At 59.1% G+C, this 21,980-nt stretch carries 18 protein-coding genes; 9 read left to right on the forward strand and 9 right to left on the reverse strand.

What is annotated here, in order from left to right:
* Positions 1-77: 77 nt before the first annotated feature.
* Positions 78-1,094: a C4-dicarboxylate TRAP transporter substrate-binding protein gene (locus tag P2081_RS08665; protein WP_278922477.1), complete on the reverse strand. Its 1,017-nt coding sequence runs from the start codon at positions 1,092-1,094 to the stop codon at positions 78-80.
* Between the two features lie 609 nt (positions 1,095-1,703).
* Here P2081_RS08665 and acs point away from each other — a divergent pair.
* From acs to P2081_RS08705, 8 genes are all read left to right on the forward strand, one after another.
* Positions 1,704-3,659, forward strand: coding sequence for an acetate--CoA ligase (gene acs, locus P2081_RS08670; RefSeq protein WP_278922478.1), 1,956 nt, complete (start codon positions 1,704-1,706; stop codon positions 3,657-3,659).
* Positions 3,660-3,672: 13 nt separating this feature from the next.
* On the forward strand, positions 3,673-4,356 hold the full coding sequence (locus tag P2081_RS08675; protein ID WP_278922479.1) for an adenylate kinase: 684 nt from the start codon (positions 3,673-3,675) through the stop codon (positions 4,354-4,356).
* A gap of 210 nt (positions 4,357-4,566) precedes the next feature.
* Positions 4,567-4,851, forward strand: a complete 285-nt coding sequence (locus tag P2081_RS08680) for a DUF4212 domain-containing protein (RefSeq protein WP_278922480.1) — start codon at positions 4,567-4,569, stop codon at positions 4,849-4,851.
* A 3-nt stretch (positions 4,852-4,854) separates the two neighbouring features.
* Entirely contained in the window at positions 4,855-6,639 is a 1,785-nt protein-coding gene (locus P2081_RS08685; RefSeq protein WP_278922481.1) for a sodium:solute symporter family protein, read from the forward strand.
* 133 nt (positions 6,640-6,772) lie between these two features.
* Positions 6,773-8,596 (forward strand): DUF294 nucleotidyltransferase-like domain-containing protein, encoded by a 1,824-nt coding sequence (locus P2081_RS08690; RefSeq protein ID WP_278922482.1) that lies wholly within the window; start codon positions 6,773-6,775, stop codon positions 8,594-8,596.
* 26 nt (positions 8,597-8,622) lie between these two features.
* Positions 8,623-9,144, forward strand: coding sequence for a hypothetical protein (locus P2081_RS08695; protein WP_278922483.1), 522 nt, complete (start codon positions 8,623-8,625; stop codon positions 9,142-9,144).
* A 1-nt stretch (position 9,145) separates the two neighbouring features.
* Positions 9,146-10,600, forward strand: coding sequence for a 3'-5' exonuclease (locus P2081_RS08700; RefSeq protein WP_278922484.1), 1,455 nt, complete (start codon positions 9,146-9,148; stop codon positions 10,598-10,600).
* Positions 10,601-10,615: 15 nt separating this feature from the next.
* Positions 10,616-11,116: a flavin reductase family protein gene (locus P2081_RS08705; RefSeq protein WP_278922485.1), complete on the forward strand. Its 501-nt coding sequence runs from the start codon at positions 10,616-10,618 to the stop codon at positions 11,114-11,116.
* A 117-nt stretch (positions 11,117-11,233) separates the two neighbouring features.
* On the opposite strand, the gene P2081_RS08710 is transcribed toward P2081_RS08705, so the two are convergent.
* The 6 genes from P2081_RS08710 to P2081_RS08735 all read right to left on the reverse strand — a co-directional run bounded on the left by P2081_RS08710 (position 11,234) and on the right by P2081_RS08735 (position 18,109).
* Positions 11,234-12,220 carry an ABC transporter substrate-binding protein gene (locus P2081_RS08710; protein WP_278922486.1) on the reverse strand — a complete coding sequence of 329 codons (987 nt, stop codon included), beginning with the start codon at positions 12,218-12,220 and terminating at the stop codon, positions 11,234-11,236.
* A 219-nt stretch (positions 12,221-12,439) separates the two neighbouring features.
* Entirely contained in the window at positions 12,440-13,285 is an 846-nt protein-coding gene (locus tag P2081_RS08715) for an ABC transporter permease (RefSeq protein WP_278922487.1), read from the reverse strand.
* Between the two features lie 124 nt (positions 13,286-13,409).
* Positions 13,410-14,327, reverse strand: coding sequence for an ABC transporter permease (locus tag P2081_RS08720; protein WP_278922488.1), 918 nt, complete (start codon positions 14,325-14,327; stop codon positions 13,410-13,412).
* A gap of 36 nt (positions 14,328-14,363) precedes the next feature.
* Positions 14,364-15,185 (reverse strand): ABC transporter ATP-binding protein, encoded by an 822-nt coding sequence (locus tag P2081_RS08725; RefSeq protein ID WP_278922489.1) that lies wholly within the window; start codon positions 15,183-15,185, stop codon positions 14,364-14,366.
* A gap of 63 nt (positions 15,186-15,248) precedes the next feature.
* The gene (gene hydA, locus P2081_RS08730; protein WP_278922490.1) at positions 15,249-16,703 is read right to left on the reverse strand and encodes a dihydropyrimidinase; all 1,455 of its coding nucleotides are present in this window, start codon (positions 16,701-16,703) and stop codon (positions 15,249-15,251) included.
* Positions 16,704-16,858: 155 nt separating this feature from the next.
* The gene (locus P2081_RS08735) at positions 16,859-18,109 is read right to left on the reverse strand and encodes a Zn-dependent hydrolase (protein ID WP_278922491.1); all 1,251 of its coding nucleotides are present in this window, start codon (positions 18,107-18,109) and stop codon (positions 16,859-16,861) included.
* A gap of 253 nt (positions 18,110-18,362) precedes the next feature.
* On the opposite strand from P2081_RS08735, the gene P2081_RS08740 reads away from it, so the two are divergent.
* The gene (locus P2081_RS08740; RefSeq protein WP_278922492.1) at positions 18,363-18,977 is read left to right on the forward strand and encodes a TetR family transcriptional regulator C-terminal domain-containing protein; all 615 of its coding nucleotides are present in this window, start codon (positions 18,363-18,365) and stop codon (positions 18,975-18,977) included.
* A 107-nt stretch (positions 18,978-19,084) separates the two neighbouring features.
* Here the strand turns inward: P2081_RS08740 and preA are convergent, their stop codons facing one another.
* Complete coding sequence (gene preA, locus P2081_RS08745; protein ID WP_278922493.1) at positions 19,085-20,389, reverse strand: NAD-dependent dihydropyrimidine dehydrogenase subunit PreA; 1,305 nt, start codon at positions 20,387-20,389, stop codon at positions 19,085-19,087.
* Positions 20,390-20,448: 59 nt separating this feature from the next.
* Positions 20,449-21,783 carry an NAD(P)-dependent oxidoreductase gene (locus P2081_RS08750; protein WP_278922494.1) on the reverse strand — a complete coding sequence of 445 codons (1,335 nt, stop codon included), beginning with the start codon at positions 21,781-21,783 and terminating at the stop codon, positions 20,449-20,451.
* Between the last annotated feature and the right edge of the window lie 197 nt (positions 21,784-21,980).

Consider the following 21,980-nt stretch of genomic DNA (forward strand, 5'->3'; position numbering starts at 1 on the left):
TATAGAGAGAGTTTTCTAAAACCAAAAACGGGGCCGAGAGTGATGTCTCTCAGCCCCGTATCGTCCAGCGCCCTAGCTTAGTTGCCTGCGCGGGTGTCGGTGAGGGTCTTGATCACCAGGTCATAAAGTTCCTGACCGGGAATTCCCTGGGCTTCCATGTCCTTGATCCATTGTTCGCGGATCGGATCTGCGGCGGTGGTTCGGAAGTTTGCCAGCTCTTCCTCGGACATCATTACCTTGGTGACGCCCTTTTCTTCCAGGACCTGGTCCCACTTTGCCAGCAAGGCACCATAGTTTTCCAGGTAATGTGCGATGGCCTCATCAACAGAGCTGTCGAGCGCTTCACGCTCAGCATCGCTCAGCGCGTCATAGGCATCGGTGTTGACCACAACCGGGCAGTTCACGGTGCCGGGATTCAGGTTGGCTGTCCACCATTCGGCGCGGTTGATCGTGCCAAAGGACAGATGGGCGTGCTGGGCAAAGGCCACGGTATCGACAACACCGGATTCCATTGCGTTATAGGCCTCGGTCGCGGTAACCGAGGTGGGCACAGCACCAACTGCGGAAAAGGCCTGGCCGATACCGCCGGTGGCACGCACCCGCATATCCTTGAAATCAGCCACGGTATCGCGGGGTTCGCCCGTGCCAACGATGTTGTACTGCGGCATTGGGCTGGTCATCAGCAGCTTTGCATTCCAGCGCGCCAGATCTTTCTGCGCCGCAGGATGGTTATAGACCGCATGGCTGACGGCCACTTCCTCTTCTAGGGTATTCACCCCCAGGAAGGGCAGTTCCAGCACGGTGATCGAGGGGTTCTTGTCACGGTGATAGCCGGCACAGAACTGCGCCATTTCAAAGGCACCGATCGAGATCCCGTCGAGGTTCTCTTTGTTTTTGGACAGGCCACCGTAGCTGATGTTGAGCGTGAACTCGCCATCCGTTTTGGCGCTGACAAGCTCTGCCAGTTTTTCAACGTGCTCAGTAAAGGCGCGGCGCTTGCCCCAGACCGAAACATTCCATTCTGTCGCAGCGGCTTCCCCAACCAATGCAAAGCTGGCCGCAACCGTCACAGCGGCCGTCAAAATCGTCTTCATATATTCATCTCCCATGTTGCGCCTGTCGCCACCCAGCCGCCATATTGGCAGCGGCCAGGGTGCAGGCGCTTGCCGGTACGCTAACTCTATCTGACAATACTGCCAAGCCCGCAGCGCCGCCCAAAATAGAGAATTCCCCGCTTTCCTGTCGGGTTGCACCAGCCATGCAGGCTGGGTTACCTACAATCCGTTCACGGCCTTCCGCCTGGGCGCAACAAAGTTGCGCACCCGACCGGGCCGAAATTTTAGCGCAAACAGCGATCAGGGGAACAAAATGCCGCAGCCTCTTGCGGCGAAAAGAATCTGAATGCAGGCGGTTTGGTCGATAAATTTCACAAATCTTCAGATCCTGCGGCCGCGTCACGTTGACTAATAATTCCCATATTCACAAAGGATTTTTCTGACGTTTTGGTGACAAATTTTCAACGCTCGCCCTTCTGCGGAAATTCATTTACAAGCAAACCGTTATTTTACCGGATCTTATTCACTTATTTTCTGCGCGCCCTATTATCAGCGCCAGGGAAGGAAACGGTTTGACAGTCACGCCCACTGGTTGTGGGGTCATTCCGACAGGCGATACGCCGACAGACTATCAGGGAGGAACACAGCATGACACCGCAGCCCCAGGCTCAGCCCCACGCACCATCCGCGGACACCGTCGCCCGCGCCCATGTCGACAGCGCAAAATACGAGGAAATGTATGCCGCCTCGCTCAAGGATCCCGAAGCCTTCTGGGCCGAGCAAGGCAAACGCATCGACTGGATCAAACCCTTCACCACGGTGAAGGATGTCAATTTCAATTTTGGCGAGGTCTCGATCAACTGGTACGGCGATGGCACGCTGAACGTATCGGCCAACTGCATCGACCGCCATCTGGAGACCCGTGGCGACCAGACCGCGATCATTTTTGAACCCGATGATCCGAATGAAGCAGCCCAGCATATTACCTACAAGGAACTGCACCGCCGCACCTGCCGCATGGCCAATATCCTTGAAACCATGGGCGTGCGCAAAGGCGACCGGGTGGTGATCTACCTGCCGATGATCCCCGAGGCCGCCTATGCCATGCTGGCCTGTGCGCGGATCGGCGCGATCCATTCGATTGTCTTTGCCGGCTTTAGCCCTGATGCACTGTCGGCGCGGATCAACGGATCAGACGCCAAGGTGCTGATCACCGCGGATGAGGCCCCACGCGGCGGTCGCAAGACACCGCTGAAATCCAACGCAGATGCGGCGCTGCTGCACTGTAAGGATTCCGTGAAATGCCTGGTTGTGAAACGGACTGGCGGCCAGACCACCTGGATCGACGGGCGCGATTTCGATTACAACGAGATGGCCCTGGAGGCGAACGACTACTGCAAACCCGCAGAGATGAACGCCGAAGACCCGCTCTTTGTGCTTTATACCTCTGGCTCCACCGGCCAGCCCAAAGGCGTGGTTCACACCTCCGGTGGCTACCTCACCTATGCGGCGATGACCCATGAGATCACCTTTGATTACCACGACGGAGACATCTACTGGTGTACCGCTGACGTGGGCTGGGTCACTGGCCACAGCTATATCGTCTATGGCCCCCTTGCCAATGGCGCCACCACCCTGATGTTCGAAGGCGTGCCAACCTACCCAGACGCCAGCCGCTTCTGGCAGGTCTGCGAAAAGCACAAGGTCAACCAGTTCTACACCGCCCCCACTGCGCTGCGCGCGCTGATGGGTCAGGGCAATGAATGGGTCGAAAAATGCGATCTCTCCTCGCTCCGCCTGCTGGGCACCGTGGGGGAACCCATCAACCCAGAGGCCTGGAACTGGTACAATGACGTTGTCGGCGGCGGTCGCTGCCCCATCGTTGACACCTGGTGGCAGACCGAAACCGGCGGCCATCTGATGACCCCGCTGCCCGGCGCCCATGCCACCAAACCCGGCTCTGCGATGAAGCCCTTCTTTGGCATTGAACCCGTGGTGCTGGACCCGCAGTCTGGTGAAGAGATCACCGGCAACGGGGTTGAAGGGGTGCTGTGTATCAAGGACAGCTGGCCTGGCCAGATGCGAAGCGTCTGGGGCGATCACGAGCGCTTTCAGAAGACCTATTTTGCGGATTACAAAGGCTATTACTTTACCGGGGATGGCTGTCGCCGCGACGAGGATGGCGACTATTGGATCACCGGTCGCGTTGATGATGTGATCAATGTCTCGGGGCACCGGATGGGCACCGCCGAAGTCGAAAGCGCGCTGGTGGCCCATGCCGCCGTCGCCGAGGCCGCCGTGGTGGGCTATCCGCATGATATCAAGGGCCAGGGCATCTATTGCTATGTCACTCTGATGAACGACCGCGAGCCATCGGATGAGTTGGTGAAAGAGCTACGCACCTGGGTGCGGACCGAAATCGGCCCCATCGCCAGCCCTGATGTGATCCAATGGGCCCCTGGCCTGCCAAAAACCCGCTCGGGCAAGATCATGCGCCGGATCCTGCGTAAGATTGCCGAAAACGACTTTGGCGCGCTTGGCGACACCTCGACCCTGGCCGACCCTTCGGTGGTCGATGATCTGATCGCCAACCGGGCGAAATAAGGAGTATCACAGCATGACAACCGACGTAATGACCCGCCCTGCTGTCTTGATTCTTCTCGGCCCCCCTGGCGCCGGGAAGGGCACCCAGGCCCGTATTCTCCAAGAGAGCTTCGGCCTGGTGCAGCTGTCGACCGGCGATCTGTTGCGCGCCGCTGTGGCCGCAGGCACCGAGGCCGGCAAGGCTGCCAAAGCGGTGATGGCAGCGGGCGGTCTGGTCTCGGATGAAATCGTGATCAACATCCTGCGAGACCGCCTTGGCGAACCCGACTGCGCCAAGGGCGTCATTCTGGATGGCTTTCCGCGCACCACGGTTCAGGCCGAAGCGCTGGATGTTTTGCTGGGCGAGACTGGCCAGAAGATCAATGCAGCCATCAGCCTGGAGGTGGATGACACTGCCATGGTGACCCGGATTTCCGGGCGTTACACCTGTGGCGGCTGTGGCGAAGGCTATCACGACAGTTTCAAACAGCCCGCAAAGGTGGGCGTCTGCGACAAATGCGGCAGCACCGAGATGACCCGCCGCGCCGATGACACCGCCGAAACCGTTGCCAGCCGACTGGCAGCCTACCATCAACAGACCGCGCCCTTGATCACCTACTATGGTGACAAAGGCGCGCTGCAAAAGATCGACGCCATGGGCGATATCAGCAACATTTCCGGCGGTCTCGCCAGAATTGTCCAGGCTGCCACTGCCTAAGGCCTTCGTGCCCAAGGCCCCGGCCGACGTCGCCGGGGTCTGAACATACCTACCGAAAACCCCCGACCTATTCTGCTGACTCGCGTCAGCAGCTGGGCGGAGCCATGCCTGATGCCCCTTTTTCTTGCGAAGATCCGGGCGGCAGGCAAACCAATGCGTATGCCTGCTTGATCCCTCTTGCAGGTCCTGGAGGAAGAAGGAGAAGCCGCCATGGCGGACCATAAAACAAAAGCTGCACAGACAGCCGAGGCCGATAAGGGCTATTGGCAGGCCAATGTGCGGATCATTCTTGTCAGCCTGGTGATCTGGGCTGTCGTTTCATTTGGATTTGGCATCCTGCTGCGTCCGATGCTGTCAGGTATTGCGGTTGGCGGCAGTGATCTGGGCTTTTGGTTTGCCCAGCAGGGATCCATCCTGGTCTTTTTGGCCCTGATCTTTTTCTACGCCTTCCGCATGAACAAGCTGGACCGTGAATTCGGCGTCGAGGAGGAATAAGCCATGGATCAGTTTACCATCAACCTGCTGTTTGTAGGCACGTCTTTCGCGCTTTATATCGGCATCGCAATCTGGGCCCGTGCGGGCTCCACCTCAGAATTCTACGCGGCGGGGCGCGGCGTGCACCCTGTCACCAACGGTATGGCCACGGCGGCAGACTGGATGTCGGCGGCGTCGTTCATCTCGATGGCGGGTCTCATCGCCTTTACCGGCTATGACAACTCCTCCTTCCTGATGGGCTGGACCGGTGGCTATGTTCTGCTGGCCCTGCTGCTGGCGCCCTATCTGCGCAAGTTTGGCAAGTTCACCGTGTCCGAGTTCATCGGTGATCGGTTCTACAGCCCAACCGCGCGTATCGTGGCGGTGATCTGCCTGATCGTCGCCTCGACCACCTATGTGATCGGCCAGATGACCGGCGTTGGCGTCGCCTTTGGCCGCTTTCTGGAGGTTTCCAATACCACTGGCCTGCTGATCGGCGCCTGTGTTGTATTCGCCTACGCGGTATTCGGCGGCATGAAGGGTGTAACCTATACCCAGGTTGCGCAATACTGCGTGCTGATCATGGCCTATACCATCCCGGCCATCTTCATCTCGCTGCAGCTGACCGGCAATCCAATCCCGGCATTGGGTCTGTTTGGCGATCACGTCGCAAGCGGTGAGCCCCTGTTGCAAAAGCTGGACGCCATTGTGCGTGAGCTTGGCTTTAGTGAATATACCGCTCACCATGCCGATACCTTCAACATGGTTCTGTTTACCCTGTCGCTGATGATCGGCACCGCCGGCCTGCCCCATGTGATCATGCGCTTTTTCACCGTTCCGCGCGTCGCGGATGCCCGTTGGTCGGCTGGCTGGGCGTTGGTGTTCATCGCGTTGCTCTACCTCACCGCGCCTGCGGTTGGTGCGATGGCGCGCCTTAATATCACTGATATGATGTGGCCCAATGGCACAGATGCGCAGGCGGTCTCAGTCGAGCAGATCGAAAACGATGCCCGCTATGACTGGATGGCGACCTGGGAAAAAACCGGGCTGCTGGCCTGGGAAGACAAGAACGGCGACGGCCATATCCAGTATTACAACGATCAGAATGCGGATATGCAGGCCAAAGCGGCGGAAATGGGCTGGGTCGGCAACGAGCTGACCAACTTCAACCGCGATATCCTGGTGCTGGCCAACCCTGAAATCGCCAACCTGCCCTCTTGGGTCATTGGCCTTGTGGCAGCGGGTGGTCTTGCGGCGGCGCTATCCACGGCGGCTGGTCTGCTGCTGGCGATCTCTTCCGCTGTGTCGCACGATCTGATCAAGGGATCGATCAATCCGGGGATTTCCGAAAAAGGAGAACTGTTGTCGGCGCGTATTGCCATGGCTGTTGCCATTGCGGTTGCCACCTATCTTGGCCTCAACCCTCCCGGCTTTGCGGCGCAGACTGTTGCGCTGGCCTTTGGTCTGGCGGCGGCCTCGATCTTCCCGGCGCTGATGATGGGGATCTTTTCGACCAAGATCAACAACACCGGGGCCGTAGCGGGTATGCTGGCCGGTCTGGGTGTCACCCTGATCTACATCTTCCTGCACAAGGGCTGGCTATTCATTCCGGACACCAATTCCTTTACCGATGCTGACCCGCTGCTGGGCACGATCAAATCCACCTCCTTTGGGGCCATTGGTGCTGCGGTCAACTTCGCCACCGCCTATCTGGTGGCCAGCCTCACCAGGGAAACCCCGCAAGAGATCAAAGACCTGGTCGAAAGCGTGCGAATCCCACGTGGCGCAGGCGCGGCACAGGATCACTGATCCTGCCTGGACGGGCCTCTCCCTCGGGTTCTATCCTGATGGCCCGTCCCTCTTATTCCCTGCCCGCCCGGGATCGCCCCTCGGGCGGGCATCGACATTCTTTCACGTCGCCCTTTTGAAACAGGTCTGTGCAATGCCGATTTCCGAACCCGATCTGCTCCGCTTTCTTGCCTCGGTTCACCCCTATGACAGCCTCGGACCAGATAAGCTGCGTACCTTGGCCCCCAAGTTTCGCCTGCTGACCCTGGCCGCAGATGCCCCGATCTATGCGCTGGGAGAAGACCTAGAGGGGCTCTATCTGGTGCATCACGGTGAGGTCGAAATCACCGATGAGAACGGCATGGCCCTGTCGATCCTGGGGCCGCGCAATTCCTTTGGGGAACGCGGGCTGACGCGGGGCGGGCGCGCCGCAACCTCTGCCCGGACCACGACGGACAGTTTACTGCTGCTGCTGCCGCGCGCCGAATTTGACGCGCTGATGCAGGGTGAACCTGCGGTGGCACGGTTTTTTGATCGCCGCCGCCCCGAGGCCGCGGGCCAAAGCGGGCTAACCACCCTGCGCGCAAAGGATATCATGGCCTCGCCAGCGCTGACCTGCGCACCGGGGCTCAGCTGTCAAAGCGCGGCGCAACTGATGCGACAGCACCATATTTCCTGTGTCTGCATCCGCGAAGACCACCGGCTGCTCGGCATTCTGACCACCCGGGATCTGACCGAAAAGCTGCTGGCAGAGGGGCGACCAGCCAGCACCCCCGTTGACCAGATCATGACCCCCGCCCCCCTTAGCCTACCGCCTGCGGCGCTTGGCTCGGACGTGCTGCACGCGATGATGGAACATCACATCGGCCATATCCCGGTAACACAGAACGGCGCGCTGCTTGGCATGATCACCCAGACGGACCTGACCCGGTTTCAGGCCATCACCTCGGCCGAGCTGGTCGCCCGGATCGCCCGCGCCGATACGGCTGCCGAAATGGCACAGGTAACGGCCGAGATCCCGCAGCTGCTGGTGCAGCTGGTGGCGGGCGGCAACCGGCACGAGGTGGTTACCCGGTTGATCACCGATATTGCAGATACTGTCACCCGGCGCCTGCTTGCGCTGGCAGAGGCCAGGCTGGGCCCTGCCCCGGTGCCCTATCTGTGGCTGGCCTGCGGTAGCCAGGGGCGGCAGGAACAGACTGGCGTTTCTGATCAGGACAACTGCCTGATCCTTGCCGATAGCGTCACCACCGACGGGGCCCGCTATTTTGCCAGACTGGCCGATTTTGTCTGCGACGGATTGAACCAATGCGGCTATGTCTATTGCCCCGGTGACATGATGGCCAGCAACCCGCGCTGGTGCCAGCCGCTACAGGTCTGGCAAGACTATTTTGCGGACTGGATTGCGACACCCGGCCCCGAGGCACAGATGCTGGCCTCGGTGATGTTTGACCTGCGTCCCATCGGCGGGGACACCGCCTTGTTTGCCCCGCTTCAGGCCCTAGGGCTGGCAGCCGCCAGTGCCAATTCCATCTTTGTCGCGCATATGGCCTCTAACGCGCTGAAACACACACCGCCGCTTGGGCTGTTGCGTGGCCTTGCAACCCTGCGCACTGGCGAGCACCGCAACAGGCTGGACATGAAACATAACGGCGTGGTGCCGGTGACCGATCTGGCGCGTATCTATGCGCTGCAGGCCGGGATCAATGTGGTCAATACCCGCGCCCGGCTAAAGGCGGCCGCCGCCTCGGGCTCTGTCAGCCCCCGAGGCGGGCGGGATTTGCTGGACGCCTATGATCTGATTGCCCAGACCCGGCTGGAACATCAGGCCCGACGGGTGCGCCACGCACTGGTGCCCGACAACTATTTGGCGCCTGCCGATCTGTCAGATTTTGAACGCAGCCACCTGCGCGATGCCTTTGTCGTGGTAAAGACGATGCAATCGGCGCTGGGACACGGTAAAGCAATGCTCAGCTGAGCCCCAAACAACCATAGGAGTCCTTGATGTTTCTGGAACTGATCGCAGTGATTTTTGCCGGCATCGCCGTGGCGGGCGTGGTGATGTTGGTGAATGCCTCCAGCGGTGGGCGCCTGCCGCGGTGGCTGGCCCCTGTTGCGGCTGGCCTGGCAATGATCGGCGTCACCGTGGCCTCGGAATATGGCTGGTACAGCCGTACCGTGGCGGGGCTGCCTGCAGGGCTGGAGGTTGCCGAAACTGTCGAGCGGCACAGCCTCTATCGTCCCTGGACCTATGTCTTTCCCTATACCGAACGCTTTGTCGCCCTGGACCGCTCCACCCGGCGCAGCCACCCGGCACAGCCAGATCAGCACTTGGTTGAAACCTATTTCTTTGGCCGCTGGGCTCCCATTGGCCAGCTCAGCACCCTGCTGGACTGCGCGGGCTGGAAGCGCGCCGTGATCTCCGGCGAGACCGGCTTTCTGCCGGGCGGCAACACAAGCGGGCTTGACTGGGTGTCACCACCGGCAGACGACGGCCTGTTGACCACCCTATGCCGGGAGGGATGAAATGCTGACACATCTGAGCCTGCGCCTGCGGATTTTCCTGTTCTTTGGCCTGATTGCCTTGGGCAATATTGCGATCTTTGTCGGCGGCCTTTGGCTTGGCTATCTACGCGCAGGCCTACCTGCGCTGCTGGATCCGTTTGTTTTTGCCGGGCTTCTCGCGAGCTTTGCCTGTCTTGGTATCTGCGCCGCAATCTGGCTTCTGTTTGATGAACATGTGGCCAAACCGATCGAGACGCTCGCAGCGGAAATGCGTCTAAAGGCCCATGGCGGCGTTTCGCGCGACATCGACGCACAGACCGCGCGCTATCTTGGCGATCTTGCCCCGGCGGCGGCCGGGCTTGCCGGGCAGTTAGGCGACAACACCCTGCAAACGGCACGCAGCATTGCCCAAGAGACCGCCCGGCTGGAAGCTGAAAAACAACGGCTCACAGCGCTGTTAAGCGAAATGCCGGTGGCCACCGTGATGCTGGGGCCCGATCATCGCATCGTGCTCTATGATGCCCAGGCTGCTACGGTTCTGACCCGGATCGCGCAGCCACGGCTCAACGCGTCTCTGTATGATTATCTGGACCGCAACACGCTGGAACCCGCCCTGACCAAGATGCGCAAAACCGGACAGGAAGCCAGAGCACAGGTCGCAAGCCGCGACAAGACGCAGAGCTTTGCGATCTGCCTGAAACCCCTGGGCCAGGGCGATAGCTATGTTCTGATCTTTGACGCGCCCGCCACCGTCCTCATGCCGCAAGACGTCCAGCCACTGGTCTTTGATTTTGACCTCATTGTACGCCCGATGCATGAAATCGCAGACCGCCCGCTGCACCAGCAGTGCTTTGTGGTCTTTGACACCGAAACCACCGGGCTATTGCCGCACCGGGACGAGATCGTGCAAATCGGCGCAGTGCGGGTGCTGAACGGGCGCCAGGTCACGGGCGAGCGCTTTGACACCCTGGTAAACCCTGGCCGCCCGATCCCGGAATCTGCCAGCCGCATTCATGGTATCAGCCCCGCGATGGTCGCCGATGCGCCAAAAATCACCGCCGCCGCAGCCGCCTTTCACCACTTTGCAACGGATGCGGTGATTGTTGCCCATAACGCACCGTTTGACATGGCGTTTCTGCGCCGCCACGCCAAAGACACCGGGGTGCAGTGGGATCACCCAATCCTTGATACTGTCTTGCTAAGCGCAGTATTGTTTGGCGCCTCGGTGCCGCATACGCTGGATGCGCTCTGTGCCCGGCTGGAAATTACCATACCGGCGGCGCAGCGTCATACCGCATTGGGCGATGCCCAGGCCACCGCTGCCGCTCTGGTAAAAATGATCCCGTTGTTGCAGGCGCGCGGCTTTACCACCCTGCGCGACGTTATAGAGCAGACCCAACGCCATAGGCGCCTGCTCGAAGACCTGAACCCAGTGGACAATCACGGCGGCACATGGCAGGCAGGCAAAAAGCCCTGAAGCGAGGCGCGCGACATGTCCGAAACCAGTTTTACGCCCGGCACCGATACCCTGCGGGCCTATCGGGATGCGCTGGGTTCATTTGCCACCGGTGTAACCGTAGTCACCACCTTGACCAAAAACGGCCCGCTGGCGATCACGGTCAACAGCTTCACCTCGGTCTCGATGGATCCTCCCCTGCTGCTCTGGTGCCCGGATCGCAGCTCTCTGCGCCATGACGCCTTTGTGACGGCACAGCGGTTTTCCATCCATGTTCTGGCCGAAGACCAGTTCGACATGGCGCAGCATTTTGCCCTGCACGGCGACGGCTTTACCCAAGACAACTGGCAGCTAAGCCCAGCCCAGACCCCGGCCCTGCCCAACCCCGTTGCCCGCTTTGACTGCCGCCTGTACCAGGTGCATCCGGCAGGGGATCACAGCATCGTCCTGGGCGAGGTCACCCAGGTCACCTCCCGCCCCGGCAACGGATTGGTGTTCAAACGCGGCCAATACGGCGGTTTTCTGCAACAACCCTGACCGCTGGCCCAACCTCTCGGCCGAAGCTGCAAAAAAACTCCGCCAAACCAAAATGTTCGGCGGAGTTAATCACTTTGTCTAGCGCCCTAAATGGCGCAGATCAGCCAGTCACGGGACTTAGTTCAAAGCCGCATCGGAGATGACATGGGTCCATGCGCCTTCTGGCGTCTTGGTGATCACCGGAGTAGAGCCGCCTTCCAGCAAGGTCTTCACCGTACGCTCATAATCGGCAACATCCAGCGCCCCATTGCTGCCTGCGGTCAGCTTGGCAACCTCGCGCATCATGCGCTTCTGGTGGTGTTCGGTCTGCGCGCCAGAAGCATCGTTGTCCAACACGATTTCCGCAGCTTCATCCGGATTGGCTTCGGCGTATTTCCAGCCCTTCATAGAGGCCCGCACAAAGCGCTGCATCTTCTCCACAAAGGCGGGATCTTCCAGGTTCTCTTCCAGAACATACAAACCGTCTTCCAGGGTTGCGACGCCCTGATCTTCATATTTGAAGGTAATCAACTCATCCGGAGAGACGCCCGCATCAAGAACCTGGCCATATTCGTTATAGGTCATGGTCGAAATACAATCTGCCTGACGCTGCAACAGCGGATCAACATTAAAGCCCTGCTTCAGAACCTCGACGCCCATCTCGCCCTTTGCTTCGGTGGAAATGCCAAGCTTGCTCATCCAGCTCATGAAGGGGAATTCATTGCCAAAGAACCACACACCCAGCGTGCGGTTTGTCAGATCTTCAGGTGCGGCAATGCCAGTATCGTTCCAACAGGTCAGCTGCATCCCCGAGCTCTTGTAAGGCTGGGCAATATTGACCAGCGGCAGGCCCTTTTCGCGCGCAGCCAGGGCGGCTGGCATCCATTCCACGGTAACATCGGCACCGCCGCCTGCAATCACCTGGGTTGGCGCAATATCCGGGCCACCTGGCAGAATGGTGACATCCAGGTCCTCTTCGCTATAAAACCCCTTGTCCAGGGCCACATAATAGCCAGCGAACTGTGCCTGTGTCACCCATTTCAGCTGCAGCTTCACGTCATCCGCAGCCTGGGCCGCGCCGACAGATGCAAGCGCCAGACCGGCGGCTGTCAAAATGTGTTTCATGAGATTGTTCTCCCGTTGGTTATGTCGAAAGCTTGCGCGAATTTGACCCTTCGATCAAATATTATTATTATAACTTTAAGAGCAACTTGGCCCTTTTGCGCAGCGATTGGGCGTTGTTGATGGGCCTGTGATGGTTTTTTCACCACCCCAATGGCCTCCCCCCAGAGCGCCCCTCTGGAGGATCTGCCAGCGCGCAGTGCGCGCGCTGACCAGTGGTTCTTATCCGCGTTGCGAGGGGTGCCAGAAGGTCAGGCTTTTCTCGACCAAGGCAATTGCCCCGTAAAAGAAAGACCCGGCCAGCGCCGCCACCACGATTTCGGCCCAGACCATGTCAAGCGCCAGTTGGCCAACGCTGGTCGAGATCCGAAACCCCATCCCCACAGTCGGAGAGCCAAAGAACTCTGCCACAATTGCGCCCACCAGCGCCAGCGTGGTCGAGATCTTCAGACCGTTGAAAATAAAAGGCAAAGCCGCAGGCAAGCGAAGCTTGAAGAAACTCTGCCAATAGCTGGCGGCATAGGTCTGCATCAGATCGCGCTGCATGGCAGAGGTCTCGCGCAGGCCCGCGACGGTATTCACCAACATGGGAAAGAACACCATGACCACAACCACCGCTGCCTTTGACTGCCAGTCAAAACCAAACCACATCACCAGAATGGGCGCGGTGCCAACAATAGGCAGGGCAGCCACGAAATTGCCAACCGGCAACAAACCCCGGCGCAGAAAATCACTGCGATCCACGGCCACCGCCATCAACACTGCCGCACCACAGCCAATGATATAGCCAGACAGGGCTCCCTTCAGAAAGGTCTGTGCCAGATCCTTCCACAGGATCGGCAAAGAAACCGCAAAGCGCTCTACAATCAGGCTGGGGGCCGGCAGGATCACCAGGGACACCTCAAGCCCCCGCACCAGAAGCTCCCACACCAAAAGCACCGTGACACCAAAAATCACCGGCACCAGCAGCTTTACCCCCCGCGTGTCAGATCGGGCACCATTGGCCAGGCGGCTATTCAACCACCAGCCGCCACACCAGACAAGAACCGCCAGAACAACCAAAATCATTGCAGGCCTCCCTTGCCAGCCGAGGCCGCGAATGGCGCGCCCGTTGCCCGCTTCATTTGGCCGCAAATATCCCGGGGGAGCCGCGCTTTCGCGGCGGGGGCAGCGCCCCCATTGCACAGTCTCATCATCCGCTCATCCCCATCCGTTTCAACACCGTCTTCTCGATCACTTCCAGCAAGGCCACCAACAGCCCCGCCAGAATGGCCGCAGCAAACAGCGCCGACCAGATCTGCACGGTCTGACCATAATAGCTGCCCGCCAACAGACGCGCGCCCAGACCAGAAACCGCCCCGGTTGGCAGCTCGCCGACAATCGCCCCCAGCAAGGATGCCGCAATGCCAATTTTCAGCGAGGTAAATAGATAGGGCATCGAGGACGGAAGCCGCAGCTTCCAGAACCCCTGGCTGGTGCTGGCGCTATAGGTTTTCAACAGGTCCAGCTGCATCGCATCAGGACTACGCAGCCCTTTGACCATGCCAACCACCACAGGAAAGAAGCTCAGATAGGCCGATATGATCGCCTTGGGCAGGATCCCCTGCACCCCGATGGAATAGAGCACCACAATGATCATTGGTGCCAGCGCGATAATGGGGATGGTCTGACTGACAATCGCCCAGGGCATCACCGACATATCCATCACCCGTGAATGCACGATGCCCACCGCCAGCAAAATGCCAAGCCCGGTCCCGATGACAAAGCCCAACAGCGTCGCCTTCAGCGTCACCTGCCCGTGGTACACCAAGGACCGCTTCGAGGTGACTTTCTTCATCACCGTGGTGTTCCACAGCTCACGCACCACCTGATGTGGTGCAGGCAAGCGGGGGCGATCCTGGCTAAAGGTCTCTGCAATGGCAAAGCTGTTACTTGCCACCAGACCAAAGCTGCCCATATCGCGACGTTCCTTGGAGGTCGCAGGGCTCACTTCAAACCCAGCCCGCTCAGCTGTGTCCAATACGCCTTTGATGTTCATCGGAATGCAGGCCGCATACCAAAAGGCGACAATCGCGGCCAATACGGTCAGGACGGAAAGAAAGGTTCTCATCGCCGCCCCTCCCTGGTTTCGTTTGCGATTTTCCCCTTAGTCATCGGCATGCCCTGCCCGCAGGCCTTCACGCACCCGGTGGGCAATGTCGATAAACTCCTGACTGTCGCGAATATCCAGGGGGCGCTCACGCGGCAGGGTGCTCTCGATCACATCGGTAATCCGACCGGGGCGCGGTGACATCACCACAATCTTGGTCGACAGATAAACCGCCTCTGGGATCGAGTGGGTGACAAAGCCGATGGTCTTGTTGGTACGCGCCCACAGCTTCAACAGCTGTTCGTTCAGGTGATCGCGCACAATCTCATCCAGCGCGCCAAAGGGTTCATCCATCAACAGGATATCGGCATCAAAGGCCAGCGCGCGGGCGATACTGGCACGCTGCTGCATCCCACCCGACAGCTGCCAGGGATATTTGCCGCCAAAACCGGACAACTCCACCAGCTCCAGCACCTGCTCGACACGCTTGTCCTGTTCGGCCTTGGAAAACCCCATGATTTCAAGCGGCAGCTTGATGTTCTTGGCAATGGTGCGCCAGGGGTACAGGCCGGCGGCCTGAAACACATAGCCATAGGCGCGTTGCTTGCGGGCTTCATCCGGGCTCATGCCATTGACGGTAATGCTGCCGCCAGTGGGGTGCTCCAGCGCCGCCATCACCCGCAGGAATGTGGTCTTGCCACAGCCAGACGGACCGATAAACGAAACAAAGTCGCCCTTATTGATCGTCAGGTTCACATCCTTAAGCGCCTGCACAGGGCCGTCATTTGTCGGAAAAACCAGATCCAGGTTTTTTGCTTCGACGACGGCCTCGGTGGCACCCTGCGGGGCATGGGCCTGGGTAGTCGTTTGAGTATTCATAATGTTGCCTTGCTCAGACTGCGAGGGGGCCGCGGCGGCAAGGCCGCCACAGCCCTGCCCTCATTAGACGCCGGTTGCGGGAATGCCTGTACGTTCTACCGGGCGCGGCGCGCTCAGCTCTTTCCAGGTCGACAGCGCCTTGTTCACCGTCGTATTGGCCTCGCGCTCAACAAACCGGCCATGGCCTTCCTGACAACGGATTTCGCCATCATGCACCGCCACCTGGCCGCGCGTCAGGGTGAACCGTGGCAGGCCTCTGACCTCTTTGCCCTCAAAGACGTTATAGTCGATCGCAGACTGCTGGGTGCTGGCAGCAATGGTTTTTGACTTTTCCGGATCCCAGACCACCAGATCAGCATCCGCCCCGACCAGAACGGCCCCTTTTTTGGGATAGCAATTCAGGATCTTGGCAATATTGGTCGAGGTCACGGCAACAAATTCATTTGGTGTGATCCGCCCGGTGGCCACCCCATGTGTCCAAAGCATCGGCATACGATCCTCCAACCCACCAGTGCCATTGGGAATTTTGGTGAAATCGCCCAGGCCATAGCGTTTCTGCTCAGTCGAAAAGGCGCAGTGATCTGTCGCAACAACCGACAAAGATCCCGATTGCAGCCCAGCCCACAGACTATCCTGATGTTGTTTGTTACGGAACGGCGGCGACATCACGCGGCGCGCCGCATGGTCCCAATCGGGGTTGAAATATTCGCTCTCATCCAGCGTCAGATGCTGGATCAGCGGCTCGCCCCAAACCCGTTTCCCCTGCTGACGCGCCCGGCGGATGGCCTCGTGGCTGTCCTCGCAGGAGGTATGCACCACATAGAGCGGCACACCTGCCATATCGGCGATCATGATGGCACGGTTGGTGGCCTCGCCCTCCACCTGCGGCGGGCGCGAATAGGCATGCGCCTCGGGGCCGGTATTCCCCTCAGCCAGCAGCTTGGCCGACAGCTCCGCAACCACATCGCCGTTTTCAGCGTGCACCATGGCAATGCCGCCCAGTTCAGACAGGCGCTGAAAGCTGGAATACAACTCGTCATCATTAACCATCAGCGCGCCTTTATAGGCCATGAAATGCTTGAAGGTATTGATGCCGCGCGTCTCGATCACGGTCTTCATATCGTCAAAGACCTGCTCGCCCCACCAGGTTACCGCCATGTGGAAGGAATAATCGCAGTTGGCGCGCGTCGATTTGTTATCCCAACGCTTCAACGCATCCAGCAGGCTTTCACCCGGATTTGGCAGGGCAAAATCCACCACCATGGTGGTGCCCCCCGCCAGACCAGCCCGCGTACCGCTTTCAAAATCATCCGTCGAATAGGTGCCCATGAAGGGCATTTCCAGATGGGTATGCGGATCAATCCCTCCCGGCATCACATAGCAGCCAGTTGCATCCAGCTCCTCATCCCCCTTGAGGTTGGGACCAATCGCGGTGATCACCCCATCCTCGATCAAGACATCCGATTTATAGGTAAGATCAGCGGTGACAATTGTCCCGTTCTTGATGACTTTAGTCATGGTAAAACTCCCTGTCTCGGGCGCATTTTGCGCCACTTTTATCTGGTTGAGGGACCAGTTCCCTGTTGTCTTGGCCCCCTTCATTTGGCCAAAAATATCCCGGGGGAGCGGCCCGCCAGGGCCGCGGGGGCAGCGCCCCTTCCCTTATTTCGGTATCAGGAAACGATCTCAGCCGTCTCGACAACTGCATGGAACAATACATTGCCGCCGGCCTCGGCCCACGCCTTGCTGATCTCTTCCGCCTCATTGTGGCTCAGGCCATCCACACAGGGGCACATGATCATCGCAGTGGGGGCAACCCTGTTGATCCAGCAGGCATCATGACCCGCTCCTGAAATGATATCCAGATGCGAATAGCCCAGACGCTCGGCCGCATTGCGCACCGCCGCCACACAGGTCTCGTCGAACTTCACCGGGTCAAAACCGCCGACTTTTTCGAATTCTATCTGCATATCAAGGGCTTCAACGATGTCCTTGCCCTCTTCGCGCAGGCGCAACTCCATGTCTTCGATCACTTCCAACTCGGGCGAGCGGAAATCAACGGTAAAGACCACCTTACCGGGGATCACATTGCGCGAGTTTGGATAGACGTCAATATGACCTGCCGCGCCAACGGCGCTTGGCGCATGCGACCAGGCGATTTCATCCACCGCTTCCAGCACCCGCGCCATGGCGAGGCCCGCGTTGCGGCGCATCGGCATCGGGGTTGATCCGGTGTGGGCATCCTTGCCGGTGATGGTCACTTCGGTCCAGCTCAGGCCCTGGCCATGGGTGACCACGCCAATATCCTTGCCCTCGGCTTCCAGAATGGGGCCCTGTTCGATGTGCAGCTCAAAGAAGGCATGCATCTTGCGGGCGCCGACCTCTTCCTCGCCGCGCCAGCCGATCCGCTTCAACTCATCACCAAATGACTTGCCCTCGGCGTCAACCCGGTCATAGGCCCAGTCCTGGGTATGAATACCGGCAAACACGCCTGACGACAGCATGGCCGGCGCGTAGCGGGTGCCTTCCTCGTTGGTAAAGTTGGTCGCCACGATGGGGTGTTTGGTCTTGATACCCATATCGTTGAGCGAGCGGATCAGCTCCAGCCCGGCCAGAACCCCCAGAACACCATCGTATTTGCCGCCGGTTGGCTGCGTATCCAGGTGCGAGCCCACATAGACCGGCAGCGCATCCGGGTCGGTACCTTCGCGGCGGGCAAACATATTGCCCATCTGATCCAGCCCCATGGTACAGCCAGCCTCTTCACACCATTTCTGGAACAAGGCACGCCCTTCGGCATCTTCATCGGTCAAGGTCTGGCGATTGTTGCCCCCTGCGACACCGGGGCCGATCTTGGCCATCTCCATCAGGCTCTCCCAGAGCCGATCCCCGTTGATTTTCAGATTCTGTCCCAAAGACGTCATCGCAGCTTCCTTCCTGTTCCCCCCGCTGATCTTGCGGGTTATTCTTGGCTTGGCACCAATTGGTGGCTTTGAATCGTTGGCCTGCACCCAAAGAGATGGATTTGACCAACTGGTCAAACTCACGCTATCACGGGGAAGCCACCAGTCAAGAAATTGAGTCACATTGGCTCTGATATCCCCATGAAAATGGGGCAATGCGCAAATTGCGGGCGAAGACAGCCCCGCTTCGGCCAGTAAGGATCGCTTATCCACTATGCCCAAGGACCGATCACCCACCCGCATCCAGAAAAAGAATCGCGCCGCCATTCTGGAAGCCGCGCTCGAGGTTTTCTCGGCACATGGGTTTCGCGGCGCAACCGTCGACCAGATTGCCACGCAGGCCGGGCTGTCAAAGCCGAATCTACTGTATTATTTTCCCTCCAAGGAGGCGATGTTCACCGCCCTGCTGTCTGAGCTATTGGATACCTGGCTTGACCCGATGCGCGAGATCGACGCCGCTGGCGATCCACTGGAAGAGATCCTCGCCTATGTGCAACGCAAGCTACAGATGAGCCGGGATTTCCCGCGCGAAAGCCGTCTGTTTGCCAATGAAATCGTACAGGGCGCGCCGCGCATGCTGGATGCGCTCTCGCGGGATCTGCGCGACCTGCTTGAAGAAAAGGAGCAGATCCTGGCGGGCTGGATGGCCGCAGGCAAGATCAATCAGACCCACCCCAAACACCTGGTTTTTTCGATCTGGGCGCTGACCCAGCACTATGCTGATTTTGACGTGCAGGTGCGTATGTTGATGGGGGATGAAGATCCGTTTGACGCAGCACCAGAGTTCCTGGAAACGCTTTATCGCCGGATGCTTACGCCAAAAAGTTAATTCATGTTAACCAGGATGTAACGGCAGGGCATCGCCACAGAAAAAAAGGGGGGCAGTACCGCAGCACTGCCCCCCTTTTGATTAGACCCAACCGCATGCGGGCTGGACTATTCTGCCGCCGTTGCCGATGGATTGTTGGGATGGGTTGTCCAGTTGGCATATTCGCCGGAAACCACCTTGCCGGTACGCTCATCAATCTGGCCAGCGGGAACCTCTTCCATGGTGATGCAGCCCTCAATCGGGCAAACATTCACGCAGAGGTTACAGGCCACACATTCATCGTCTTTAACGGTAAAGACACGGTCGGCGCTCATCTCGATGGCCTGGTGCGAGGTGTCTTCGCAGGCGGCAAAGCAACGGCCACAGCTGATGCAGTCTTCCTGGTTGATCTTTGCCTTGGCGATGAAGTTCAGATCCAGATACTGCCAGTCGGTGACATTTGGAACCGCCATGCCGATGAAGTCCTGGGTCGAGGTATAGCCCTTTTCATCCATCCAGTTGGACAGGCCGGAAATCATCTCTTTCACCACGTTGAACCCATAGGTCATAGCGGCGGTGCAGACCTGCACATTGCCCGCCCCCAGCGCCATGAATTCAGCCGCGTCTTTCCAGGTGGTGACACCGCCAATGGCCGAAATCGGCAGATCATGCGTTTCTGGGCAGCGGGCGATTTCCGCAACCATGTTCATGGCAATTGGTTTTACCGCAGGGCCACAATAGCCCCCATGGGTGCCCTTACCGCCAACGGTTGGCTCGGGCGCCATCTGGTCCAGATCAACTGAGACAATCGAGTTGATGGTATTGATCAGGCTGACCGCATCACCGCCGCCGGCCTTGGCCGCACGTGCGGGGAAGCGCACATCGGTGATATTGGGCGTCAGTTTTACGATGACGGGCTTGGAATAGTATTTCTTGCACCATTCGGTGACCATCTGGATGTATTCAGGCACCTGGCCCACAGCCGCACCCATGCCGCGTTCGGCCATACCGTGCGGACAGCCAAAGTTCAGCTCGATCCCATCGGCACCGGTGGCCTCAACCTTGGGCAGGATCGCCTTCCAGGCTTCCTCTTCGCAAGGCACCATGATCGACACGATCACGGCACGGTCCGGATAGTCCTTTTTGACGCGGGTGATTTCTTCCAGGTTGATCTCCAGCGAGCGATCCGTGATCAGCTCGATGTTGTTCAACCCCAGCAGCCGACGGTCGGCGCCAAAGATAGCGCCATAGCGCGGCCCGTTGACATTGACCACGGGGGGGCCTTCGGAGCCGAGGGTCTTCCAGACCACACCGCCCCAGCCTGCTTCAAAGGCGCGGCGTACGTTATATTCTTTGTCCGTTGGTGGCGCCGAGGCCAGCCAGAACGGGTTTGGGGATTTGATACCCAGGAATTCTGTTGTCAGATCAGCCATTTGTCTGTCCCTTTTCATGCTCGCTTAGGGCCGTTGGCCAGCAACGACCCATGGCTTGCTCAGCCCATCAGGCTTGTATGGATGTCCATTGCAGCGTCGCGGCCTTCGGCCACGGCGGTCACGGTGAGATCTTCGCCACCCGAAGCACAGTCGCCGCCGGCCCAGACATTCGCCACCGAAGTTCGGCCCGTTGCATCGACCATGATCTTGCCACCCTCCAGCTCAACCGCGTCTGGCTGACCTTGCAGGCTTTGGCCGATGGCCTTGTAGACCTGCTCTGCGGCCAGGCGCACTGTCTCACCGGTTCCACGAACGCGGCCGTCTTCGACCTGGGTATATTCCAGTTCGATCTCGGCGGCGGCGCCATTGCCATGGATCGCCTTGGGCATAACGTTGAACATCAATGTCACACCTTTAGAGGCCGCAAGATCCTGTTCGAACCGGCTGGCCCCCATCGCATCGCGGTCGCGGCGATAGGCGATAGTGACGTTTTCGGCGCCCAACAGTTTTGACTGAACGGCCGCGTCAACAGCTGTCATGCCGCCACCGATCACCACAACATTACGACCAACAGGTAGCTTGGTAAGATCCTCAGCCTGGCGCAGCTCTTCGATGAAATCAACAGCATCGCGCACGCCGCTCAAGTCTTCACCTTCGGCGCGCAGGGCATTGACCCCCGCCAGCCCGATCGACAGGAAGACAGCGTCGAAATCGCCTTTCAGCGCCTCCAGCGACAGATCGGTGCCCAGCTTTTTGCCATATTCGACGGTGATACCGCCGATTTTCAGCAGCCAGTCGACCTCGCGGGCGGCAAAATCTTCAGTGGATTTATAGGCGGCGATGCCAAATTCGTTCAGGCCACCGGCCTTGGCCTTGGCGTCATAGATGACCACATCATGGCCCAGCATCGCCAGTCGGTGCGCCGCAGACAGGCCCGCAGGACCGGCGCCAACAACTGCAACGCGCTTGCCCGTGCTGGCGGCACGGCTAAAGGGATGCACGCCTTTTTCCATCACTGTGTCGGTGGCATAGCGTTGCAACCGGCCAATCTCGACCGGCTTGCCCTCGGCGGCTTCGCGAACGCAGGCCTCTTCACAGAGCGTTTCTGTCGGACAGACCCGTGCGCACATGCCACCCAGGATATTCTGGTCCAGAATGGTCTTGGCAGCAGAGGCCGGGTGCCCGGCCTGGATTTCACGAATGAACTGCGGAATGTCGATGCTGGTGGGGCATGCGGTCATGCAGGGCGCATCATAGCAGAAATAGCAACGATCCGCCGCCACTGCGGCTTCATGCGGGTCATACGCGGGGTGCAGATCCCCAAAGTTGTCGGCGATCTCTGCAGCGGCCAAACGCCCTGCATGGATACCTGATGCCTGATGGCTACTCGCCATTGGGTGTCTCCCTGACTTTGTTTTTATACGACTCAAAGACTGCCACAGTTTGATTTTTTATCAACTGGTAAAATTTTTAAATGTGCAAAAAAGTCGTGTCCCCACATCAGAGGCTCTCCCCACGGGTTTGAAAAATATAGAAAAACATAGACGCTCAAATCTTGGGCTTTGGCCAAAATTTGCTGATACAGGCAGGC

The sequence above is a fragment of the Pseudophaeobacter profundi genome (genome assembly GCF_029697505.1).
In the GTDB taxonomy this organism is placed as follows: Bacteria; Pseudomonadota; Alphaproteobacteria; order Rhodobacterales; family Rhodobacteraceae; genus Pseudophaeobacter; species Pseudophaeobacter profundi.